Here is a 22026-nt window from a genome sequence, read left to right on the forward strand (position 1 = left end):
GACGGGGTTACTAGCGAGTCGCAGTGATGGACTTGGGTCCACGGCCGACGGCGACGACGCCGGACTGCACGATCTCGCGGATGCCGAAGGGTTCGAGCATCCGCAGCAGTGCGTCGAGCTTGGACCGGGTTCCGGTCGCCTCGACGGTCAGCGCGTCCGGGGACACGTCGATGACCTTGGCCCGGAAGAGCTGCACGGCCTCGATGACCTGGGTGCGCACGCTGGCGTCGGCGCGCACCTTCACCAGGATCAATTCGCGAGCGACCGAGGTGTCGGCGTCCTGCTCCACGATCTTGATGACGTTCACCAGCTTGTTGAGCTGCTTGGTGACCTGCTCGAGCGGCAGATCCTCGACGGTGACGACGATGGTCATGCGCGAGATCTCGGGGATCTCGGTGCCGCCGACCGCCAGCGACTCGATGTTGAAACCGCGTCGAGAGAACAGCGCCGCGACGCGCGCGAGCACGCCGGGCTTGTCCTCGACCAGGACGGACAGGGTGTGGGTCGTGCTCATTTCTGTCCCTCGCTATGGGTCATCGCCTCGTGGATGACGGCGGGCTCGGCGGCCGCTTCGTCCTCGTCGAACAGCGGGCGGATGCCGCGCGCGGCCATGATCTCGTCGTTGCCGGTGCCGGCGGCGACCATCGGCCACACCTGGGCGTCCTTACCGACGATGAAATCGATCACCACGGGGCGGTCGTTGATGGACTGCGCCTCGCGGATCGCGGCCTCCACGTCCTCGGCCCGTTCGACCCGGATGCCGACGCAGCCCAGAGCTTCCGCGAGCTTGACGAAGTCGGGAATGCGCAGGGTGTGGGTGCCCAGGTCGGTGTTGGAGTAGCGCTGTTCGTAGAACAGGGTCTGCCACTGGCGGACCATGCCGAGGTTGCCGTTGTTGATCAGCGCGACCTTGATCGGCACGTTCTCGACGGCACAGGTGGCCAGTTCCTGGTTGGTCATCTGGAAGCAACCGTCACCGTCGACCGCCCAGACCTCCTTGTCCGGCGCGCCCATCTTGGCGCCCATGGCGGCCGGGACGGCATAGCCCATGGTGCCGAGGCCACCGGAATTCAGCCAGGTGCGCGGCTTTTCGTACTTGATGAACTGCGCGGCCCACATCTGGTGCTGGCCGACGCCGGCGCAGTAGATGGCGTCGGGTCCGGCGAGCTCGCCGAGCTTCTCGATGACGAACTCGGGCGAGAGCGAACCGTCTTCCTGCGGGCCGTAGCCGAGCGGGTACGACTTGCGCACGCCGTCCAGGTACTTCCACCAGTCGGTCAGGGTCAGCAGCGGTGCTTCGCCGACGGCCGGGTCGGCCTTGAGGGTCTCGATCAGTTCGACGATCACCTCGCGGCAGTCGCCGACGATCGGGACGTCTGCGTGCCGGTTCTTGCCGATCTCGGCCGGGTCGATGTCGGCGTGGATCACCCGAGCGTTCGGTGCGAAGGAGTCGAGCTGACCGGTGACCCGGTCGTCGAAGCGCGCGCCGAGGGTGATCAGCAGGTCGGAGCGCTGCAACGCGGCGACCGCGCCGACGGTGCCGTGCATGCCGGGCATGCCCATGTTCAGGGTATGGGAGTCCGGGAACGCGCCGCGCGCCATCAGCGTGGTGACCACGGGGATGCCGGTGAGCTCGGCCAGCTCCAGCAGCTCGGCCGACGCGTCGGCTTTGATGACGCCGCCGCCGACGTAGAGCACGGGCGCCTTGGCTTCCATGATCATCCGGGCGGCCTCGCGCACCTGCTTGCCGTGCGGCTTGGTGACCGGACGGTAGCCGGGCAGCCGCATCTCCGGCGGCCAGCTGAAGGTGGTCTGGCCGACCAGCACGTCCTTCGGGATGTCGACCAGGACCGCACCCGGGCGGCCGGAAGAAGCCAGGTAGAACGCTTCGGCCATGATGCGCGGGATGTCGACGCCCTCGGTGATGAGGAAGTTGTGTTTGGTGCACGCCATGGTGATGCCGGAGATGTCGGCTTCCTGGAAGGCGTCCGTGCCGATCAGGCTGCGGCCGACCTGGCCGGTGATCGCGACCAGCGGCACCGAGTCCATCTGGGCATCCGCGATCGGGGTGACCAGGTTGGTCGCGCCGGGACCGGAGGTGGCCATGCAGACGCCGACCTTGCCAGTCGCCTGGGCGTAACCGGTGGCCGCGTGGCCCGCGCCCTGCTCATGGCGCACCAGCACGTGGCGCACCTTCGTGGAGTCGAAGAGCGGGTCGTAGACCGGGAGGATCGCGCCGCCGGGAATGCCGAATACGGTGTCGACGCCGAGCTCTTCGAGCGAGCGGACGACCGACTGCGCGCCGTTGACCCGCTCGGGCGGGACCTGGCGGCGGTTGGCCGCGGTCGTCGGGCTAGCAGCGGTACCCTGCTGAGCCGAAGGCGCTGGCCTGCGGGCCGAGGGCCCGGGCCGTGCGGTTGGTGCACTCACCGTCTTCGTTCCTAACTACTTCGTTCTAGACCCCGGACAAACCTTGCTTGACACGTGGTGCTGTGCGGAACGCCCCGTGTCGGACATTAGTCCTGAACACAAAAAAACCCTCGACAGCTTTGGCTGTTCGAGGGTGGCGCGTCGCAACGCGAGCTTCGTAGTCGACTCAGGGAGTCAAGCTCAACGCTGGACGCGCCGACTGATTACGAGAAGCTCGATTGGTTTCACGCGCACGACGTTATGCGGGCGTGAACCGGTGAGTCAAACTTCTGACCCTTGCGTCTCATTATGTGAGACAGTGCGGTTGCTTGTGTCCGTTCACCAGGATGCGAGGATGGTGGTGTGTCATCACCGCATCAGTCCGTGCCACCGGCTAAATCGTCCCACACCTCCGACGAAGGATCCGCCACGGGTGGGTCCGAAGTGAAGGTCATTCGGATTCCGCAGACGACCTATATCGGCGTGGTCGTGCTGTTCTTCTGCGTGTTCTTCTTCTTCGCCGGATGGCCGAAAGGGCTGTGGTGGCTGCTATTGATTCCGCTGGCAGTCGTGCTGTGGATCGAGCGCACGCGGACGACGGTCTCGGACGCGGGCCTGGACTTGCGTACCGTTTTCCGCAAGCGGCACATCGATTGGGATGAGCTGAAAGGCGTTTCGATCCCCAAGCGCGGGTACGTACGGGCCCACCTCAACGATGGCTCTCAGGTGAAGCTGCCCGCCGTCGGTTACGACCGGCTGCGCGCCCTGATCGAGGCCTCCAAGGGCCGGATCCCGGATCTGTTCGCGGCCGCCGAGGAGGCCGAGCAGCGGGAGTACGAGGAGCGCAAGGCGGCGGAAGCGGCCGAAAAGGCCAAGGAAACCGAGGACTGAGCGCGTCTCACATATTGAGACCCCAAATCCCGCCTGAATGACGGGGAAATCACACCCGGGAGTACCGTGGAGCGGCCGTAGACCCGCTCTGCGCAGTCGCAAATCAGCCCCCGCGACCATCGAGGATCCAGCCATGCCACCGCTTCGCTCACGCACCACCACTATCGGCCGCAATGCCGCCGGCGCCCGCTCACTCTGGCGCGCCACCGGTATGACCGACTCCGATTTCGGTAAGCCGATCATCGCCATCGCGAACTCCTACACCCAGTTCGTGCCCGGCCACGTGCACCTCAAGGAGGTCGGCGAGATCGTGGCCGAGGCCGTGCGGGCCGCGGGTGGCGTACCGCGCGAGTTCCACACCATCGCGGTCGACGACGGTATCGCCATGGGTCACGGCGGCATGCTGTACTCGCTGCCCTCGCGCGAGATCATCGCCGACTCGGTCGAGTACATGGCGAACGCGCACACCGCCGACGCGCTGGTCTGCATCTCCAACTGCGACAAGATCACCCCCGGCATGCTGAATGCCGCCATGCGCCTGAACATCCCGGCCGTGTTCGTCTCCGGCGGCCCGATGGAAGCCGGTAAAGCGGTGGTCGTCGACGGTGTCGCACAGGCTCCGACCGACCTCGTCGTCGCCATCTCCGCGAGCGCGAATCCGGCGGTCTCGGACGAGGGCCTGGACGAGGTCGAGCGCAGCGCGTGCCCGACCTGTGGTTCGTGTTCGGGCATGTTCACCGCGAATTCGATGAACTGCCTCACCGAGGCGCTGGGTCTGGCGCTGCCGGGCAACGGCTCCACACTGGCCACCCATGCCGCGCGCCGGGCGCTGTTCCAGCGCGCCGGTTCGGTGATCGTCGATATCGCCAGCCGCTGGTACCGCGAGGACGACGCCTCGGTGCTGCCGCGAAACGTGGCCAACGAGAAGGCCTTCCGCAACGCGATGGCCCTGGACGTGGCGATGGGCGGTTCCACCAACACGGTGCTGCACACCCTGGCCGCCGCGCAGGAAGGTGAGGTCGACTTCGATCTGGCCACCATCGACGAGATCAGCCGCCAGGTGCCGTGTCTGTCGAAGGTGTCGCCGAACTCCGATTACCACATGGAAGACGTGCACCGCGCCGGTGGCATCCCCGCCATCCTCGGCGAACTGCGGCGCGCCGGGCTGCTGCACGAGGACGTGTCGACCGTGCACACCAAGAGCTTCGACGAGTGGCTCGACACCTGGGATATCCGCTCCGGCAAGGCTTCCGAAGAAGCCATCGAACTGTTCCACGCCGCACCGGGCGGCGTGCGCACCACCGAGCCGTTCTCCACGGACAACCGCTGGTCCTCGCTGGACACCGACGCCGCCGGCGGCTGCATCCGCGACAAGGAGCACGCCTACACCGTCGAAGGCGGCCTGGTCGTGTTGCGCGGCAACATCGCTCCGGACGGCGCGATCCTCAAGACCGCGGGTATCGACGAGGATCTGTTCTCCTTCCAGGGACCGGCCGTGGTGGTCGAATCCCAGGAGGAAGCCGTCTCGGCGATCCTCGGCAAGAAGATCAAGCCCGGTGACGTGATCGTGGTCCGCTACGAGGGCCCCAAGGGCGGGCCCGGGATGCAGGAGATGCTGCACCCCACCGCATTCCTGAAGGGCTCGGGCCTGGGCAAGCAGTGCGCGCTGATCACCGACGGCCGCTTCTCGGGTGGCACTTCCGGTCTGTCGATCGGCCACATGTCCCCCGAGGCCGGTGCGGGCGGCGCGATCGGCCTGATCGAGAACGGCGACCAGATCCGCATCGACGTCGCCTCGCGTGCGCTCGAGGTGCTGGTCGACGACGCGGTGCTCGCCGAGCGGCGCGCGAAGATGGACGCGTCCGAACGCCCTTGGCAGCCGGTCAACCGGGAACGTCCGGTCACCACCGCGCTGCGCGCCTACGCGGCGCTGGCCACCTCGGCCGACAAGGGCGCGGTCCGCTACGTGCCGTAACACCTCACCCTCCATCGCAAAACGGTGTCCCCTCCACGGAGGGGACACCGTTTTGCTATTGACTTCAATGTATGCGGATCGTGCGATTTTGCGTGAAAGTTGGCTGTTTCAGCCACATCCGGAGGAAAATTGCACGATCTGCATACCTGAGGGTCAGTCGAAGGGGCCGATGCCGGTCAGGGGGTTGCCGCCGTGCAGGAACCAGAAGGTGAGGATCGCGACGGCGACGGCCAGCAGCAGGATTACGAAGGAACCCCAGGCCGGGCGGAGGGCCCAGCCGCGGTTGCGATCCAGCGACCAGCGACCCGGGCCGGTGAGGATGATCGCGGCCGCCGCGCCGACGAGGATGCTGTCCATTTCGACGCCGGTCTTTACTGCGGCGCTGTACTGGAAGCCGGGGATCATGCCCTGCTTCCACATCCAGGCATTGAGGATCACGGCGAGGACCGCGCCCGCGGCGAGCGGGGTGGCCAGGCCGAGGACCAGCAGGATGCCGCCGAGCAGTTCACCGGTGGTGAGCAGGATCGCGGACACGGTGGCGTGGTCCCAGCCGCCGGTGGACATCATGTCGCGGGTGCCGTCCAGGCCGGGGCCGTGAAACCAGCCCGTCAGCTTCTGCAGCCCGTGGTAGATGAAGGTGCCGCCGACGACCAGGCGCAGCAGGAACAGGCCGAAATCCAGGGTGCCGCGGCGGTTTTCGGCGGCCCGGCGGCGCAGCGCGGCGCTCGGTTCGCCGGGCGGGTTCGCGGCCGGCGGGATGCTGGCGTACGAGTAGGGCGGGGTCGTGCTCGTCTGCTCCCCTACCGTGGGAACGTCCGGATCCAGGCCCAGGTCCTCCTCGGTGCGCGGCACGTCCTTGCGCAGCTCGGGCCCGCCGCCGACGCGCGGGAACTGCCCGGTCGGCGAATCGTATGGGCTGCCCACACCGCGGCCGGGGGCCGGGTCGGGGTCACCAGAGGCGTCCTTCGGCTTGTCCGTCACGACCGCACCTCGCTCCTGATCGGCTCCGCCGTCGCCGGTGGGGCTGCCTCCATGGTTAGCTCACGCTCACTCACGGCAATACCCTATGCCGCACGATCGTTCGGCGGGAGACTTACACCCCACGGCGTGTCAATCCCGGCGAGCCGCGGGCGACGCTGTTACGCGCGCGAACGCCGATGTCAGCCCACAGCATCGCGGCAACACGTACCCGGGAGCAGCGGGCGCGCCGGTATTTCCGTAACGTCTCTACCATGAGTTTGGTTGTCGCGGGCCGCGTCGCCCTGAGTCTGGCGCTCGGCTCGGTCCTGCTGGTCGGCTGTGCGCGTTTCGATGATTCCGCCGCCAGCCCGTTCACACCCGAACCCACCTTCGCGCCCGCGAACCCCAAGGCGCCGAAGTCCACCCAGAAACCGCCGCCGCGACCGGAAGGTCCGTGCATCGACCCGGACCCGGCGGTCGTGTCGACCTGTCTGGATTCCACCGGCGGCATCGTCGCCCTGGGTGACACCGCGCTGGTCGCCGAACGGCGCACCGGGCGGATCCTCAAGAGCGTGCCGGTGGGCGAGAGCGATCCGCAGGTCCCGCCGGTCGAGATCGCCAAGCTGGACGTGGACGCCGCCGGTGACGGCGGCATCACCGATCTCGCGCTCTCGCCGACCTATCACGAGGACGGCCTGATCTACGCCTACATCACCACGCCCTCCGACAATCGGGTGGTGCGCATCGCGGCGGGCGGGCAGCCGAAAGACATTCTGACCGGAATCCCCAAGGGCGCCACCGGCAATCACGGTGCGCTGGAGTTCGTGTCCGACACCGAGCTGCTGATCCTGAGTGGTGACGCCGGGAATCCGGGGCTGGCCTCGACGCCGTCGTCGCTGGCGGGCAAGGTGCTGCGGGTCAAGTCACCCGCGCCGGGAGCGAGTCCGGAGGTCGTGATGTCGGGGCTGGGGATGGGTGGTGACCTGTGCTTCGACGGTTCGGACAGCACCTGGGTCACCGACCGCACCGCCACCGAGGACCGCCTGCAGCGGCTCGCCAAAGACGGCTCGGTGAGCGTCGGGTGGACCTGGCCCGATCGTCCCGGCGTCGCGGGCTGCGCGGCCGGACCGGAGATGGTGGCGATCGCGATGTCGGGTGCGAAGGCGCTCGCGATCGCGGAGGTCGACCCGAAATCGCATGCGATCACCACGCAGCCCGCGCTCACCAGCCAGGACAAGTACGGACGGCTCGGCGGTGCCGCGGCGGCCAATGATGGCGCGGTGTGGGTGGCGACGGTCAACAACGACGACAACCACGGGCCGTTCGACGACCGCGTGGTGAAGATTCCGCCGCCGTCCGGTGGTGGCGGCACGCCGGACTAGAAACGCGAATGGCGTCCCGCTCGAGGCGGGACGCCATTTCGTTCGGTGCGAGCTAGCTGGCGCCGCAGGCAGCCAGGACGAGTTCGCGGACGCGGGCGGCATCGGCTTGGCCGCGGGTGGCCTTCATGACGTCGCCGACGATCTTGCCCGCGGCCTGGATCTTGCCGGAGCGGATCTTGTCGGCGATGTCCGGGTTCGCGGCGAGCGCCTTCTCCACCTCGGTCTGCAGCGCGCCCTCGTCGCTGACCATGCCGAGACCCTTGGCCTCCACGATCTGCGCGGGTTCGCCCTCGCCCGCGAGGACGAAGTCGACGACCTGCTTGGCGACCTTGCTGTTGATGGTCTTCGCTTCGACCAGCTTGATCACCTCGGCCACCTGGGCCGGGGTGATCGGCAGGTCTTCGAGGGAGACCTCGCGCTCCTTGGCCGTGCCCGCGAGCGAGTTGCCCCACCAGGCGCGGGCGGCGTCGACGGGGGCGCCCGCGTCGACGGTGGCGATGATCAAGTCGAGCGCGCCGACGTTGACCAGGTCGCGGAACACCTCGTCGGACATGCCCCAGTCCGCCTGCAGGCGAGCGCGGCGCAGCCACGGGTACTCCGGGATGGTGTCGCGCAGCGAGTCGATCCAATCGGCGTCGGGCGCAACAGGTTCCAGGTCCGGTTCGGGGAAGTAGCGGTAGTCCTCGGAGGTTTCCTTCACGCGGCCCGGCGAGGTGGAGCCGTCGGTCTCGTGGAAGTGGCGGGTCTCCTGCAGGATGGTGCCGCCGTCGGCGAGCACAGCGGCCTGGCGGCGCATCTCGTAGCGCACCGCGACCTCGACCGACTTCAGCGAGTTCACGTTCTTGGTTTCGGTGCGGGTGCCGAATTCCTTCGCACCCTTCTCCATCAGCGAGACGTTGGCGTCGCAGCGCAGCGAACCCTGCTCCATCTTCACGTCGGAGACGTTGAGCGAACGCAGCACCTCACGCAGCGCGGTCACGTACGCGCGGGCCACCTCGGGGGCGCGTTCGCCGGCGCCTTCGATCGGCTTGGTGACGATCTCGATCAGCGGCACACCCGCGCGGTTGTAGTCGAGCAACGAGTGGCTGGCGCCGTGGATGCGGCCGGTGGCGCCGCCGACGTGCAGCGACTTACCCGTGTCCTCCTCCATGTGCGCGCGCTCGATCTCGACGCGGAAGGTGGAGCCGTCGTCGAGCAGGACATCGAGGTAGCCGTTGCCGCAGATCGGCTCGTCGTATTGGCTGATCTGGTAGTTCTTCGGCTGGTCCGGGTAGAAGTAATTCTTGCGCGCGAACCGGCCCCACGGGGTGATGGAACAGTTCAGCGCGAGACCGATCCGGATGGCGGACTCGACGGCCTTCTCGTTCACCACCGGCAGCGAACCCGGCAGGCCCAGGCACACCGGGCACACCTGGGTATTGGGGTCGGCGCCGAATTCGGTGGGGCAACCGCAGAACATCTTGGTCGCGGTGGACAGCTCGACGTGGACCTCCATGCCCAGCACCGGCTCGTAGCGGGCGATGACATCGGCATAATCCATCAACTCGACCGTGGCTGCACTCATGGCGACCATCCTATGTAAGCCGGTTGGCGGCCACGAAGCTGGATCCCGGCGTTCGCCGGGATGACGGAGGTGGCGCTACTTCGGCGGGAACCGTTGTGTGAGCCAGCTGGTGATGGAAGTCAGAACTTCGGGCGCGATGGTCGTCTCGATGGTGGTGTATTCGCTGGGCTGGCCGGTCGGGGCGGGCTGCATGAGGTGGTTCAGGCCGGGGAAGGTCTGCACGGTCGCATCCGGGTTGGCGGCCAGGCGATCGCGCATCGGCTGCTCGCTCTGGCTGGGCGGCACCTGCAAGTCCTTGTCGCCGAAGAAGGCGAAGACCGGGATGCGCAGCGCGGACAGGTCCGGGCCCGGGTCGTAGCCCAGGAACGCGCCCATGTACCGCGTGTTCACCGCGTCCAGGGCCGCCTCTGATTGCCGCTGCTCGACAGGCAGCGTTTCGTTGTGCCGCTGCTGCACCGCTTTTGCCCCGGCCAGGTCTCCGGCGCTGAGCAACCTGGACCATTCGGAGACGAACTGCACCTGGGTCTCGATCGCCTCCGGCGTTTCCCCGGCCGCGGCGAGCAGGACGCGGTTCTGTTCGATCAGCACGTCCCGGCCGGTTACCGCTGGGCCCGCCATCAGGATGACGAACGCGACTCCGCTGTCGGGCCGCGCGGCCACCTGGGGTGCGAGGTAGCCGCCTTCGCTGTGACCGAGCAGGCCGACGCGCGCCTTATCGATCTCCGCGCGCCCGCGCAGGAAGTTCACCCCGGCTGCCGCATCGGCGGCGAGATCGTCGTAATTAGCGTCATCGAGTTTGCCGCCGGTGCCGCCGACACCCCGGTCGTCGGTGCGCAGCACGGCGTAACCCGCGCGGGTCAGCGTGTCGGCGAGCAGCAGAAAAGGCTTGTGCCCCATGAGTTCTTCGTTGCGATCCTGCGGCCCGCTGCCGGTGATCAACAGCACCGCCGGGAACGGCCCGTCGCCCTGTGGCTTGGTCAGGGTGCCCGCGATGGTGAGCTCACCGTTGCGATAACTCACATCCTCGGACTTGTACAGGAACGGCGGCTTCGGCTCCTGCGGCCGGTTCAGCTGCGCGACCTTGCCGCGCTGCAACGACAGCGGAAACGTCTGCCCCGCCTGACTGAAATCCCCGGTGATCTTGTCGGACCCGGAGTCGTAGCGCCCCTTGAACTTCGGATCACCCGGAATATCCGCCATCGCCCACTCGACCCCGTCCCGCCCGGACTTCACGTCCTTCAACGGAGCCCCCGAAACCCCTTGCAGCGGAATATCGACAGTGGCGGTGCCATCCTCCTTGAACGTCACCCCGACCGGCAGCGGCTGCCCCGGCAGCTCGATCGCCCCCTGCCAGTCCCCGATCGTCGGATCCGGCGGGTTCGACTCCTCCGAACACCCCGCCACCACCGCGGCAACCACGAACAGCACCAACGCGATCAGTCGCCCGTTCCGCATGGGATCCACAGTACCGACGCGGCGCCGCGGGACGCCGAAACCTACCGGCGGCGGACCGCGGAGTCCTCAGCCGAAGAAGGCTTCCGCTTCGCGGTAGCGGTCTTGGGGGACGCGCTTGAGTTGTTTGGTGGCTTCCGCGAGGGGGACCAAGTCGATGTCGGTGCCGCGCAGGGCGACCATTTGGCCGAAGTGGCCGGCGTGGACGGCTTCGGCGGCGTGCAGGCCGAAGCGGGTGGCCAGGACGCGGTCGTAGGGAGTGGGGCTGCCACCGCGCTGGATGTGGCCCAAGACGGTGGTGCGGACTTCCTTGCCGATGCGGCGTTCGATTTCGGTGCCGAGTTGCTGGGCGACGCCGGTGAAGCGTTCGTGGCCGAATTCGTCGATGCCGCCCTGGCGCAGGGTGAAGCCGGAATCCGGTGCGGGAGCCGAGCCTTCGGCGACGACGCAGATGAAGTGCTTGTCGCCGCGCTGGAAGCGGCGCTTGATCATGGCGCAGACCGCGTCGATGTCGAACGGCACCTCGGGGACCAGGGTGAGGTGCGCGCCCGCGGCCATGCCGGCGTGCATGGCGATCCAGCCCGCGTGCCGGCCCATCACCTCGACCAGCATGACGCGCTGATGCGATTCGGCGGTGGTGTGCAGGCGGTCGATGGCGTCGGTGGCGATGCTCAACGCGGTGTCGTGGCCGAAAGTGACGTCGGTGCAATCGATGTCGTTGTCGATGGTCTTGGGGACGCCGACCACCGGGACGCCCTCGTCGGAGAGCCAGCTGGCGGCGGTCAGGGTGCCTTCGCCGCCGATCGGGATGAGCGCTTCGATGCCGTTGTCGTCGAGGGTGCGCTTGATCTGACCGAGCCCGGCACGCAGCACGTCAGGGTTGGTGCGGGCGGTGCCGAGCATGGTGCCGCCCTTGGTGAGCAGCCGGTCGGTGCGGTCGTCGTTGGCGATGGTGAACTTCCGGTCTTCCAATAGACCGCGCCAGCCGTCTTGAAAGCCGACGATCGCGTCACCGTAGCGGCCGTTCGCGGTGCGAACGACCGCGCGGATCACCGCGTTCAGTCCTGGACAGTCTCCGCCTCCGGTCAAGACTCCGATGCGCATGGCCGCCATCATGCCACTCACGCCGCGCACTTACCTCCGGCCAGTTCATCCAGATGCTGAGTCAGCAGGGTCGCCATCTTGTCCAGAGCGGTCATACCGTCGTTGAAGGAGCCCGAATCCGGTTGCGCCGCAAAGGCGACCGCGATCTGACCACCCGCGGTGTCGATCAATCCGAATTGCCGGACCAGGTAGCCGCCGGACGTGTCCGGCCCCCAACCCCCCTTGAATTCGGCGCTGGTGAACGTGCCCAGACCCCAGCGGTGGGTCGGGATGATCTGCCCCATCATGGTCAGCACCGTCGAGGCTTGCGGCAGACACGGCAATTTGGATGCGAACCGAACCTGTTCGGCCAGCGACCATTCCGCCTGACCGAACGACGAATGCTCGGCGCGGGTGCGGGTCGGCGGCACCATCGTCTTGGTGTCGCCACCCTCGCGCAGCACGGCTTCCACCGCTTTCGCCGCCTCCTGCGCGCCGCCCAGGGACTGCCACAGCGCGTCGGCGGCGGTGTTGTCGGACTGGGTGATCGCGGTGGTCCCGGTGTACCCCGCGTTGGTGGCACTGCGGCGCACGGCGGCGAGGGTCAACGGCACTTTCATGGTCGACCAGGCCGGGCCGGTGGACCAGTCGCCGAAAGTGACCATCTTGGTGCCGCCGACCGGCATGACAGCCAGACCGAGGTGCCCGCGCCAGCTCCCCTGCAACTGCTGGAAACTGTGCGCCAAGGTGCCCGGCAGGGTCAGCTGCAGGTTCTGCTGCTCGGAACGGGCCGCCGCCTGGGTGATGGTGGTCGGTTCGGCGGCGGCGGCGTCGTTGACCGGATTCTGCGCGCACGAGGTCAGCAGGAGCAGCGCGAAAGCACTGCCGCCCAGCGCTTTTCGCAGACGACTAATAGACATAAACCACCGCGTTCTCACCGCCGCTGCAGGTCACCAGCTGACCCTGTACGGCGCAATTCATCGTGTACGTCCGGCCGGTGACCGGGCTGGTCGCCACCACCGAGCTGGGTGCCCGGGTAGCGGCAGCGGATTCGGCATAGGCCTTGCGCACGGCTTCGGCGAACTGGCAGCTGGTGACCTCGCTGCCGGTGGCCGCCCGGCCGTAATTGCCCGTCGTCGAACCTGTCGAGCAGGCCTTGGCGCCGTCGGGCAGCTTCACGGCGGTGCCGCTGGTCGTGGTCGGGGATGCCGAACTGGATTGCGGCGCGGGCGTTCCCGGCGTCGCGGGTCGCGGAGTAGCCGCCACGGAGCTGCCTCCGGCCGGGGCGTCGGCCGCGGGCTGCGAGTTGCCGGCGCCGAACATCTGCCAGCCCACCGCCCCCACAACCGCGACCACCACCACGCTCAGTACGCCGACCAGGATGGGCACCACGATCGAGCCACGCGAGGACGGTTGCCGATAAGGGTCGTCCATGTCATCGGGGTGCGCGTAGCCGCCGCGCGGGGAGTAGCGGTCGTCGTCGTAATCCGGGACGGCCGACGCGGCAGGCGGCTCGTACGCCGAATAGGCCTGCGCCGCAGGGCGATACGGATCCTCCGAGTGGCGCTGCGGCTCCGCATACGGGTCGGGCTCCGCGTCATACTGTGGGTAGCGCCTGGTTTCGGGCGCGTACTGCCCTTCCGGCAACTGCTCGTCATACGGCTCGACCGGGTAGGCCCGAGCCGCCGGAGTCAGATCCTGATCCGAGCTCCGCCCACGCGCAGGCTGATACGACGAATCCGAATACGCCTGCGGCTCCGGGTGGTTCGGCGAATCCGAGTAGCGCCGCGTTTCATACGCCTGCGATTCCGCGTAGCCCGTCGACTCGGAATACGCCGCCTGGCCCGCGAAACCATGAGCCTCCGGATACGGCTGCTGTTCCGCGAAACCGCGCGGCTCCGAGTGACTCTCGGATTCCGAGTAGGTCGGCTGCTGTTGGGGGTAGCCGCGCTGCTCCGCGTAACCCTGTGCACCGGAGTGGTCGCCGGGCTCCTCGTAGCCCTGGGACTCCGAGTAGGCCTGCGGCTCCGCGAAACGCTCAGGTGCGTGGTAGTTCTCCGGGGGTGAATACGGCTGGGGCTCAGACCCGTACGGTGCCGTGTATTTCTGCGTCACCGGGGCGGCGGGCACCGCGGCGAATTGCCCGCTGGGGAACTGCTCCACTTCTTCGTACAGGTGGGCGTCCGGGAACGGGCGGATCGGGACCGGGCCCGATGAGGTGTCCGCGGGTTCCTGGGGCGGTAGTGGCGTGAAGTGGAAGTCGGTGAGACTCACCTCGGTTGCCGCGGGCGGCTGGATGACCGAGAACTCCCCCGTAGCCTCCGGCGGCACTATCGCGTTGCGGGTCGCTGTCGCGTCCGGGTTGCCGAAGCGGGACGGATCCGGGGCGTGCACAACGAACTTCGGTGCGGGTGCGGCGGGGGCGCCCACTGCGGCGCGGGCAGCCTGCGCGAACGCGGCGGCGGTCGGATAGCGGTCGGCGGGGTCCTTGGCCATGCCGCGGGCGATCACGTCGTCCAGCGCGGGCGGGACCCCGGGCCGGGCCACGCTGGGCCGCGGCGGCGTCTCGGTCAGGTGTGACCGGATCAGCACGCTCATGCTGGCCTGCGGGAACGGCGTTGCACCGGTGAGGCATTCGTGCAGCACACAGGCCAGCGAGTAGATGTCGGCGCGGCCGGTGACCTGCCCGACGTCGAAGCGCTCCGGCGCCATGTACACATACGACCCGACGGCCATCCCGACCTGGGTCACCGCGGCGTCGCCCTCGGTGTGCGCGATGCCGAAGTCGGCCAGGTAGGCGAAATCCGCGTCGGTGACCAGGATGTTCGCCGGTTTCACGTCGCGATGCACGAGCCCGTCGGCGTGCGCGGCGTCCAGCGCGGCGGCGATCTGCTCGACGATGGCGATCGCGCGCTGCGGCTGCATCGGCCCCTGACCGCGCAGCAGAGTGCGCAGGTCGCTACCGGGCACCAGGCGCATGTCGATGAACAGGACGCCGTCGATCACACCCCAGTCGTGGATCGGGATGATGTGCGGCTCGGCCAGCCGCGCCGCGGCCTGCGATTCCCGCCGGAAACGCACCTGATACACGGGATCTTTGGCGAGTTCCTCGGGCAGCAGCTTGACCGCGACCACACGCTCCCGGACGGTGTCGTAGGCCTCGTAGACCTCGCCCATCCCGCCTTTGCCCAGCAACGCACGCAACTCGTACGGACCGAATCGACTGCCGACCCTCCAGCCAGGTCCGTCCACGCCGTACAACCTCCACATCCCGGACGCCCGTCAACGAGCAAGGCGTTCCGTCAAGGAGTGGATTCTCCTGGGGTGACCACCCCGTGGTCAAACGCAAAGACGATCGCGGCGGCCCGATCTCGCAGGTCGAGTTTGCCGAATATGTGTCCGACATGGCTTTTCACCGTTACTTCGGAGATGCCAAGCTCCCTGGCAATTTCTCCGTTCACCCGCCCCCGGGCGATCAGTTCGAGCACTTCGTACTCGCGCGCGGTCAATTCCGAAAGCCTGCTATGCGCTTTCGCTACTACCGGGCGGACCGTGCGGTAGGCGGAGAGCACTCGTCCGGTGACCGACGGATCGAGCCAGGCCCCACCACCCGCGACGGTGCGGACCGCGCGGATCAGATCCTCGGCGGGTGAGTCTTTCAAAATGAATCCGGCAGCACCCGCGCGTAATGCGCCTGATAGCAATTGATCATCATCGAAAGTGGTGAGCACGAGGACCGGCGGGGCACTGTCTTTGGCGCGTAGCAATCGCGTGGCATCGATACCTCCGACACGTTTCATACGCAGGTCCATCAAGACCACGTCGGGTTGCTCGGCGGCCACCGCGGCGACCACCTCGTCCCCGTCGGCGCACTCGGCGACCACGAATCCGTCACGGCGGCGCAAGATTCGGCGCAGACCGCCGCGCACCAGCTCCTGATCATCGACCACCAGAACGGTCACCAGGTCCTCGGCCGTACTCGCCGGCACGACACCGTTCTGACCAACCACGCTCACGCACTCTCCTCCACCGTGGGCCACGCCTTCGCACCGCGCGGCTCCTCGCGTGACACACCGTCACGCATTGTCGTCACCGCCAGCTGCACCAGCTCCGGCAGCACGCAATTCCGTTGTGCGGCAAGCGGGAACGCCGCACGCACCGACCAGCCGTCGGCACCCGGACCGGCGGTGATCACGCCACCGAGCAGTTCGGCCCGCTGCCGCATGCCCGACAAGCCCATCCCGTTACCTGGCTTCGACGGCAGTCCGGCGGGCAGGGTGTTGTCGACCATGAGCGTCACCGTGTGCGCGTCCACAACCACCTGCACGGTCGCGGTGGCGCCGGGCGCGTGTTTGACCACGTTCGCCAGGGATTCCTGCCCGATGCGGTAGAGCGCGAGCCCGACCGCCGCGGACACCGCCGCCTGGTCACCGATGCCGGTGTACCGGATGTCCAGCCCGGCGCGCACGAAATCGCCCACCAGGGAATCGATATCGCCGATCCCCGGTTCCGGCATCGGTTTCGAGGGCCGGCCGTCCAACAGGCCGATGGTGCGCCGGATATCGGCCATGGCCTGTCTGCCGAGACGCTCCGCGTCGACCAGCGCCGCGACGGCGTCGTCGACGTCGCGGTCGGTTTCCAGTGCGTGCCGCGCACCGGTCAGGTGCAGCAGCGTGATGCTCAGCGAGTGCGCGATGACGTCGTGCACTTCGCGCGCGATCCGGCGGCGTTCCTCGTCGGCGGCCTGCATCGCCCGGATCTGCTGGCCCTCCCGCTCCTGATAGAGGAATTTGCGCTGATAGCGCAGCATGACGCCGACCATCCAGCCGAGCGCGAGCCCGGCGGTGTACATCTGCAGACCCTCCAGCCGATTGCCGGATCCGCTCCACATCACCCGGCCCACCGAGTCGAAGGCGCTCAGCTCTGCCAGCGCCACAAGGGCATACAGCACGCTCCAGCGCTTGGGGACTATCGCGGCGACCTCGCCGACGACGACGATCAACACGAATGGCGCGAAATCCGACTGGACCGGCTGCATCAGGAAGACCGCGGTCCCGGCGACGCCCGATGCCGCCAGCGCGAGCGGGGGCGGCGTAATGCGGAATATGCAGAAGACCGGCATCGAGGTGAGCATCAGCAGGACCGCGACCAGCGGCAGCACATTCGGGAAATAGCTGTGCCGCTGAATCGTCGCGATGGTGCCGATGATGCACATCGCGATCCAGGAGCCGGTCATCAGGGCCGGCGGGTAGTCGAACGGCAGTCCCTCGAGGTAGCGCCGGAACACGGCTCGCGGATTCCGCCAGAAGTCCAGCCAGCGGTCCTGGATGCTCCCGATGTCCCGCAGCGGAATCGCCGAGCGGGCGCTCCCCGGCGACGGGATGGTTTGAGTCACATCCATCTCGCCAGGTTAGCGGCCTGTGCCCGCCGCCACATCGTGCTGCGAAAGGTCGGCTTCTCCTACCGGGGTAGGAAGCGAATTCGCTGCTCTGGCACGACGACAGCGCGTAGTGGTCTCCGTAGCGTCATTTCCATCGAATCACGGAAGGCCACGCCAATGTCCTGGGAAGATCAGCACACGCGAACCGAAATCGTGCACACCGTGCTCACCCGCGCGGTCCTCGACCCGGCCAGTCCCGACCTGTTCTCGGGGATCCCGGAACTGGACCGGCTGTTCGGCGGACCCGCGGGGTTGCTGCAAGCGCTCTACTACCGCTGGAAGATCCACCTCGAAGTGAAGCTGGAGGAGGCGATGAGCCGGGGCCAGTCCGCCGTCGACGCCTATCTCGAGCTCGCCGCCGAGCAGCCCGCGCTGCGGGCGGTGCTCGATGCCTACACGCCGCGCCGGCAGGCGATCGAAGCCATGGCGCGCTGACCACAGAAACGAAAGAGAGTGGGGGAAAACAATGCCGGAGCCGGCCATGTTGGAACTGACCGACATCATCAAGGAATACCGGGTGGGCGGCCAGTCCGTGCGCGCGCTGGACGGCGTGAGTCTGCGCATCGAACCGGGCGAATTCACCTCGATCATCGGGCCTTCCGGATCCGGGAAGAGCACGCTGTTGCATCTGCTCGGTGCGCTGGACAGCCCGACCGCGGGCTCGATCCAGTTCCGGGGCGAGGAGATCGGCTCGCTGGACGACGAGCGCCAGTCCGAATTCCGCAGACACCAGGTCGGTTTCATCTTCCAGTTCTTCAACCTGCTGCCGACGCTGACCGCGTGGGAGAACGTGGCCATCCCGAAGTTGCTGGACGGCACCGGGTTACGCAAGGCCAAGCCGCGGGCGCTGGAACTGCTGGACCGGGTCGGCCTCGGTGACCGGGCGGGGCACCGGCCTTCGGAGTTGTCGGGCGGGCAGATGCAGCGAGTCGCGGTGGCGCGGGCGCTGATCATGGATCCGCCGCTGATCCTGGCCGACGAACCCACCGGCAATCTCGACTCCAAGACCGGCGCGTCGATCCTGAAACTGCTGGGCGACATTGCGGGCGACGGTAATTCGGTCGTAATGGTGACCCACGATATGGGCGCGGTGGAGTACTGCGACCGGGTGATCACGCTGCGCGACGGGCAGATCGGGTCCAACGACGCCGTCGATCGCAAGGTCCGCGGCAGCGGCGCGGTGCGCGCGTGATGGCCGCGATCTGGGATCGGTTGCGGCTGTTCAATATCGGTGAACTGCTCGCGCACCGCGGCCGCACCGTCATGTCGCTGGCGGTGATGAGTATTTCGGCCGCGCTGCTGGTGGCGGTGCTGAGTATCTCCGGGTCGGTGACGGGGTCGGTGGACAAACTCACCCGCGCCCTCGGCGGTGCGGCCGAGCTGGAGGTCAGCGGGATCACCGACGCGGGCTTCGAACAGCAACTGCTGCCCCGGATTTCGGCCACGCCCGGCGTGCAGACGGCGGTACCGATGTTGCGGGCACAGGTTGGTGCGGGCGAGAACCGCTTGATGCTGATCGGCGCCGATCAAAGCATCTCCGCGCTCGGCAGCCGGCTGACCGGTCCGATGGCAAGTCAAGGGCTCAAACTCCTTTCGGTGCGCAATGGCGTGCTCGTCGGTGCGGCGCTCGGCCATCAGGAAGGGGACACCTTCCGGCTCGGCAATGAGACCGTCACGGTCGCCGGAGTGCTCGATCACGAATCCTCCAAGCACCTCAACGGCGGTCACATCGTCGCCACCCAGCTGGGTTTGGCGCAGACCCTGACCGGCCGCCCCGGACGGCTCGACTCGGTGCAGATCATCCCGACGCCGGGCACCGATATCCCCACGCTCCGTGCCGCTTTGACCGCAGCGGTCGGTGGACGCGCGGTGGTCGCCGACCCGAGTCTGCGCACGGCCCAGGCCGGCGGGGCGATTCAGATCGTGCGGTACTCGACGCTCATGTCCTCGTTCGCGGCGCTGATCGTGTCCGCGTTCCTGATCTACAACGCGATGAGTATGGCGGTGGCGCAGCGCCGTCCGATGCTGTCGCTGCTGCGCGCGATCGGCGGTAAACGCGGGCCGATGGTGCGCGACCTCCTCGCCGAAGCCGCGCTGCTGGGCGTGATCGGCGGTGCGATCGGTGCGGGCATCGGAATCCTGATGGGCCGCATCAGTATCGACCGGATTCCGGTCGGCATCGTGCAGTCGGTGGAGGCGCGCACCGAATACCTGGTCCCCTGGTACGCGATACCCGTGGCCGTCGTGGCATGTGTACTGGCCAGCGTGATAGCGGCGGCCATCGCCGCCCGGCAGGTCTACAAAGTGGAGCCGATCGAGGCGCTGGTCCCGGTCGGAGTGGCGCACACCGACACCACCAGCCGGGCGTTGCGGATCGTGGCCATCGTGCTGGGCCTCGGGCTCATCGGCGGCGCGATCGGTATCGCGAATGCCGATCTGGGCCGCATCTCATTGGTTTCCATTTCGATGTCCTATGCCGGGGCCGTGGTGCTCTGCTTCGCCGCCACCGGGCCCATCGTGCGGGCCGCCGCCGCGATCGCCCGGCAGTTCGGGCCGCCCGGCGCGCTCGGCGCCACCACACTGGAGCGGGCGCCACGCCGGGTCTGGGCGACCGCGATGACGGTGATGATCGGGGTGGCGGCGACCGTCGCGATGGGCGGGGCGTCCCGCGACATGGTCGATTCGGCGAGCAAGACGTTCGAGGAACTGGGCCGTATCGACCTGAACGTGAGTGTCACCGCGGCCGAACAGTTTCCGACCGGACCACTGCTGCCTGCCGATATCAAGGACAAGGTCGCCGGGGTGCCCGGTGTCGCCGACGTCAGCCCGGCACAGATGGCCTTCGCGACCCTCGGCAGTGGACGGGTGATGCTGCAGGGCTTCGAAGCCGAGGAGGGTGACATCAACATCCAGGCAGTGGACCGAACCCTGTTGCCCCGCATGGCATCCGGCGAGGGCGTCATCATCTCGCGCGATGTGGCCCGGGAACTCGGCGTTACCGCGGGCTCGCAGGTGACGCTGCCGACCCCGACCGGCGACCACACTGTGCAAGTGCTGCAAGTCATTCCGTACTTCAGCGCGGTCGCGGGCGTGGTCATCATGGATATCGATCACTTGCGCGCCTGGTACGAACGCCCCGGCGAGACGATCCTCGGGGTCGATGTCGCCGACGGCGCCGACCCGGCCGCCGTCAAGTCCGCCATCCTGGCGGCGCTACCGCCCGATATCCGAGTCGCCACCGGTCAGCAGCAGGTCGAGGCCATCTCCGGCAGCCTGCGCCAAGGCACGGCGATGAGCGCGGCCATCCTCTGGATCGTCGTCCTGGTCGCCACCGTCGCCCTGCTGAACACCCTGATGCTGTCGGTCCTGGAGCGCCGCCGCGAACTCGGCGTGCTGCGCGCCATGGGCACCAACCGCAAATTCCTGCTCCGGTCGGTGCTCGCCGAAGCGGCGGGCATCGGATTCATCGGCGCGGCAATAGGTCTCGTCGTCGGCACCGGCATCCAATATCTGGCCATCGTCGCGATAGGACACGCCATGACCATCGATCCGATCTACGACCCGAGCCTGCTCATCCTGGTCTACGGCGCCGCCGCTCTCGGTTTGGCGTTGCTGGGTTCGATCCCGCCCGCAGTGCGCGCGGCGCGGATGCCGATCGTGGACGCGCTGGCGGTGGACTGAATCGCCGGAGCTGCCTCCGTGCGCCTGTCGAGCTGGTGTGCGGTACCGCTGCCCTCGTTGTCGAGCGGCCCGTTCGAGGCGACCACGAGTAAGAAGATCACCAGGGTCAGCAGGGCGATCAAGGCGATGACGAGCCAGCCGACCAGACCCGCGATGCGCCGGGGTGGGCGCGACATCGGGTGCGGCGCACCATAGTTCGGCGCGGGCACGACGGCGGGCGGTGCGGCGGGCAGTACCTGCGCGGGCAACGGCGGCGGTTGGGGAGCTCCCTGATAGACCGGAAACCCCGGTGTGAAGGGCGGATTCAGGGGGCCGGTCACCGTGTGCGGGACCTGCTGGACCGGGGCCTTGAGAGCCTTCTTCGCCACGGAGACGAACTCGGCGCAGGAACCGAACCGCTGGCCCGGGAGCTTGGCCATCGCGACGGCGAGCACCTGGTCCAGGGCCGGGTTCAGGCCAGGTCTTCGCACACAGACCGGGACCGGGGCCATCTGCAGGTGGCCCCGGATGATGTCGGCCGGGTTGTCGGCGTCGAACGGGCCGATGCCGGTGAGCAGCCAATACAGGGCGCAGCCAAGGGAATACTGGTCCGAGCGGTGGTCGAGGGGGCGGCCGGTCATCTGCTCCGGTGAGGCGTAGGCCAGGGTGGCGGTGAACATGCCCGCCTGGGTCAGGTGCGTGGAATCCTCACGCAGCCGGGCGATTCCGAAGTCGGTGAGGAATACCCGCTCCCCGTGCCCGCCACCGGCTTTGGCCAGCATGATGTTGGCCGGTTTCACGTCGCGGTGCAGCACGCCCATGCCGTGTGCGTAATCCAGTGCGCCCGCGACGCCTTCGATGATCTGCACGGCGCGCTCCGGCGGCAGCGTCATCGGGTTCACGGTCGCCGCGTCCACCCCGTCGACGTACTGCATGGCGATCCACAGCTGTTCGTTCTCGGAGCCGCGGTCGTAGACGGCCACGATGTTCGGGTGGTCCAGATGCGCCGCCAGATCGGCCTCACGTTCGAACCGGGCCCGTACTTCCGCGTCGGTGAACAACTCTCGGTTCAGCAACTTCAGCGCGGTCTGCCGCGGCAGGCGCGGATGCCTGGCCAGATACACCGAACCCATGCCACCCTGTCCGAGCAGGCGTTCCACGGTGTAGCCGGCGAACACGTCACCGCTGTTCAGCAACGCGACCCCCTTCC

Annotated in this window: 17 protein-coding genes; 6 read left to right on the forward strand and 11 right to left on the reverse strand. The window is 67.8% G+C overall.

What is annotated here, in order from left to right:
- Nucleotides 1–10 precede the first annotated feature (10 nt).
- Together ilvN and IBX22_RS08560 are read right to left on the reverse strand one after the other, a co-directional pair.
- The gene (ilvN, locus tag IBX22_RS08555; protein ID WP_194814766.1) at nt 11–514 is read right to left on the reverse strand and encodes an acetolactate synthase small subunit; all 504 of its coding nucleotides are present in this window, start codon (nt 512–514) and stop codon (nt 11–13) included.
- Complete coding sequence (locus IBX22_RS08560; protein ID WP_194814767.1) at nt 511–2430, reverse strand: acetolactate synthase large subunit; 1920 nt, start codon at nt 2428–2430, stop codon at nt 511–513. The genes ilvN and IBX22_RS08560 overlap by 4 nt, the downstream gene beginning before the upstream one ends.
- Nucleotides 2431–2853: 423 nt before the next feature.
- On the opposite strand from IBX22_RS08560, the gene IBX22_RS08565 reads away from it, so the two are divergent.
- Both IBX22_RS08565 and ilvD read left to right on the forward strand, forming a co-directional pair.
- Complete coding sequence (locus IBX22_RS08565) at nt 2854–3300, forward strand: PH domain-containing protein (RefSeq protein WP_309234491.1); 447 nt, start codon at nt 2854–2856, stop codon at nt 3298–3300.
- A gap of 133 nt (nt 3301–3433) precedes the next feature.
- Entirely contained in the window at nt 3434–5275 is a 1842-nt protein-coding gene (gene ilvD, locus IBX22_RS08570) for a dihydroxy-acid dehydratase (protein ID WP_194814769.1), read from the forward strand.
- A 153-nt stretch (nt 5276–5428) separates the two neighbouring features.
- On the opposite strand, the gene IBX22_RS08575 is transcribed toward ilvD, so the two are convergent.
- Entirely contained in the window at nt 5429–6256 is an 828-nt protein-coding gene (locus tag IBX22_RS08575; protein ID WP_194814770.1) for a DoxX family protein, read from the reverse strand.
- Nucleotides 6257–6507: 251 nt separating this feature from the next.
- On the opposite strand from IBX22_RS08575, the gene IBX22_RS08580 reads away from it, so the two are divergent.
- The gene (locus IBX22_RS08580) at nt 6508–7617 is read left to right on the forward strand and encodes a sorbosone dehydrogenase family protein (RefSeq protein WP_194814771.1); all 1110 of its coding nucleotides are present in this window, start codon (nt 6508–6510) and stop codon (nt 7615–7617) included.
- A 52-nt stretch (nt 7618–7669) separates the two neighbouring features.
- On the opposite strand, the gene gatB is transcribed toward IBX22_RS08580, so the two are convergent.
- The 7 genes from gatB to IBX22_RS08615 all read right to left on the reverse strand — a co-directional run bounded on the left by gatB (nt 7670) and on the right by IBX22_RS08615 (nt 17117).
- Complete coding sequence (gatB, locus tag IBX22_RS08585; RefSeq protein WP_194814772.1) at nt 7670–9181, reverse strand: Asp-tRNA(Asn)/Glu-tRNA(Gln) amidotransferase subunit GatB; 1512 nt, start codon at nt 9179–9181, stop codon at nt 7670–7672.
- A gap of 75 nt (nt 9182–9256) precedes the next feature.
- On the reverse strand, nt 9257–10636 hold the full coding sequence (locus tag IBX22_RS08590; protein WP_194814773.1) for a S9 family peptidase: 1380 nt from the start codon (nt 10634–10636) through the stop codon (nt 9257–9259).
- Nucleotides 10637–10702: 66 nt separating this feature from the next.
- Complete coding sequence (locus IBX22_RS08595) at nt 10703–11737, reverse strand: ATP-dependent 6-phosphofructokinase (RefSeq protein WP_194814774.1); 1035 nt, start codon at nt 11735–11737, stop codon at nt 10703–10705.
- A gap of 17 nt (nt 11738–11754) precedes the next feature.
- The gene (locus tag IBX22_RS08600) at nt 11755–12636 is read right to left on the reverse strand and encodes a hypothetical protein (protein WP_228538258.1); all 882 of its coding nucleotides are present in this window, start codon (nt 12634–12636) and stop codon (nt 11755–11757) included.
- Entirely contained in the window at nt 12626–14968 is a 2343-nt protein-coding gene (locus IBX22_RS38505) for a protein kinase (RefSeq protein WP_375540207.1), read from the reverse strand. Before IBX22_RS38505 ends, IBX22_RS08600 begins: the two co-directional genes overlap by 11 nt.
- Before the next feature lie 50 nt (nt 14969–15018).
- A complete protein-coding gene (locus IBX22_RS08610; RefSeq protein ID WP_309234492.1) occupies nt 15019–15732 on the reverse strand; it encodes a response regulator transcription factor in 714 nt (237 codons plus the stop codon).
- Entirely contained in the window at nt 15729–17117 is a 1389-nt protein-coding gene (locus IBX22_RS08615; protein ID WP_194814776.1) for a sensor histidine kinase, read from the reverse strand. The genes IBX22_RS08610 and IBX22_RS08615 overlap by 4 nt, the downstream gene beginning before the upstream one ends.
- 156 nt (nt 17118–17273) lie before the next feature.
- Between IBX22_RS08615 and IBX22_RS08620 the strand changes: the two genes are divergently transcribed.
- From IBX22_RS08620 to IBX22_RS08630, 3 genes are read left to right on the forward strand one after another with little or no spacing between them, the layout of a single operon-like run.
- Nucleotides 17274–17591, forward strand: coding sequence for a hypothetical protein (locus tag IBX22_RS08620; RefSeq protein WP_194814777.1), 318 nt, complete (start codon nt 17274–17276; stop codon nt 17589–17591).
- Nucleotides 17592–17622: 31 nt separating this feature from the next.
- Nucleotides 17623–18348: an ABC transporter ATP-binding protein gene (locus IBX22_RS08625; RefSeq protein WP_194814778.1), complete on the forward strand. Its 726-nt coding sequence runs from the start codon at nt 17623–17625 to the stop codon at nt 18346–18348.
- Nucleotides 18348–20837 (forward strand): FtsX-like permease family protein, encoded by a 2490-nt coding sequence (locus IBX22_RS08630; RefSeq protein WP_228538649.1) that lies wholly within the window; start codon nt 18348–18350, stop codon nt 20835–20837. Before IBX22_RS08625 ends, IBX22_RS08630 begins: the two co-directional genes overlap by 1 nt.
- Here IBX22_RS08630 and IBX22_RS38265 read toward each other — a convergent pair.
- A complete protein-coding gene (locus IBX22_RS38265; RefSeq protein ID WP_194814780.1) occupies nt 20738–22012 on the reverse strand; it encodes a serine/threonine-protein kinase in 1275 nt (424 codons plus the stop codon). The genes IBX22_RS08630 and IBX22_RS38265 overlap by 100 nt on opposite strands.
- Nucleotides 22013–22026: the final 14 nt, after the last annotated feature.

It is taken from the genome of Nocardia sp. XZ_19_385 (genome assembly GCF_015355755.1).
Taxonomy (GTDB): domain Bacteria; phylum Actinomycetota; class Actinomycetes; order Mycobacteriales; family Mycobacteriaceae; genus Nocardia.

Coding starts and splice junctions, on each gene's coding strand:
- IBX22_RS08595 (WP_194814774.1), bottom strand. CDS start 11,737: ATGCGCATCGGAGTCTTGACCGGAGGCGGAGACTGTCCAGGACTGAAC.
- IBX22_RS08580 (WP_194814771.1), top strand. CDS start 6,508: ATGAGTTTGGTTGTCGCGGGCCGCGTCGCCCTGAGTCTGGCGCTCGGC.
- IBX22_RS08625 (WP_194814778.1), top strand. CDS start 17,623: ATGCCGGAGCCGGCCATGTTGGAACTGACCGACATCATCAAGGAATAC.
- ilvN (WP_194814766.1), bottom strand. CDS start 514: ATGAGCACGACCCACACCCTGTCCGTCCTGGTCGAGGACAAGCCCGGC.
- IBX22_RS08600 (WP_228538258.1), bottom strand. CDS start 12,636: ATGTCTATTAGTCGTCTGCGAAAAGCGCTGGGCGGCAGTGCTTTCGCG.
- IBX22_RS08620 (WP_194814777.1), top strand. CDS start 17,274: ATGTCCTGGGAAGATCAGCACACGCGAACCGAAATCGTGCACACCGTG.
- ilvD (WP_194814769.1), top strand. CDS start 3,434: ATGCCACCGCTTCGCTCACGCACCACCACTATCGGCCGCAATGCCGCC.
- IBX22_RS08630 (WP_228538649.1), top strand. CDS start 18,348: ATGGCCGCGATCTGGGATCGGTTGCGGCTGTTCAATATCGGTGAACTG.
- IBX22_RS08590 (WP_194814773.1), bottom strand. CDS start 10,636: ATGCGGAACGGGCGACTGATCGCGTTGGTGCTGTTCGTGGTTGCCGCG.
- IBX22_RS08615 (WP_194814776.1), bottom strand. CDS start 17,117: ATGGATGTGACTCAAACCATCCCGTCGCCGGGGAGCGCCCGCTCGGCG.
- gatB (WP_194814772.1), bottom strand. CDS start 9,181: ATGAGTGCAGCCACGGTCGAGTTGATGGATTATGCCGATGTCATCGCC.